Raw genomic sequence first — 694 nt, 5'->3', positions numbered from 1 at the left:
TTAGAGCGTGAAGATCCCGAGGAAGACCAGGCACCATTACCGGAGAAAGAAGAAACGCCTAAAAAGCCGTTAGCACCACAAGAAGAAGAATCGGCAAGCGGTGGGTTCTCCTTTGAAGATTTCTGGGATGGCATTAAAACATTCTTTGCTGAGAACTGGGGTAAACTTCTCATCGGCTTCTTACTGTTGGTTTTTACAGCGCTGATGGCCTACATTTTCAGAAGACGCTGGCTACCATACTATCTGATTTTCTATTTCAGACGAAGAAAGTCGGGAGATGTTTATTCTGAAGCCTACATTTCATTGGTGAAACAATTAGGAAGATATGGATTAAAAATGCAGGACGGGCAAACCCTCAGAGGATTTTCCCGATATATTGATTCCTTCTTTGGAACCTATGAAATGACGAGTTTGACCAACCGGTATGAACGTACATTGTATGGTCATAAACCCGATCAGGAAGATTGGGTGAAGATGAGAGAATTGTGGGAAAATTTAATTAAAAGGACAACTGGTTGACCGCTTCATCAACAAGGTATAAAATGATGTCAAATTAATAATATAGTTCGTTAGCATCCTTCGTATATCCTCGATAATATGGTTCGAAAGTTTCTACCCGGTCACCGTAAATGACTGGACTATGAAGGCAGTGTTCTATTTAGACATCAATGCATGCCAAAAAACTAGAATTCTG

General features: G+C 40.6%; 1 protein-coding gene and 1 riboswitch. The gene reads left to right on the top strand.

The genetic code is table 11. The annotated features are described in order from the left end of the window. A partial coding sequence (locus tag HP456_RS24610) for a DUF4129 domain-containing protein (RefSeq protein ID WP_172255897.1) occupies positions 1 to 519 on the top strand: 519 nt, incomplete at its 5' end. Between the two features lie 40 nt (positions 520 to 559). Continuing rightward, positions 560 to 661, top strand: a riboswitch (purine riboswitch). Positions 662 to 694 lie beyond the last annotated feature (33 nt).

The sequence above is a fragment of the Bacillus haikouensis genome (genome assembly GCF_013179555.1).
Lineage (GTDB): Bacteria > Bacillota > Bacilli > Bacillales > Bacillaceae_B > Rossellomorea > Rossellomorea haikouensis_A.
The sequence above is the reverse complement of the archived record's forward strand: the minus strand, read 5'-3'. Positions and strand labels throughout refer to the sequence as shown.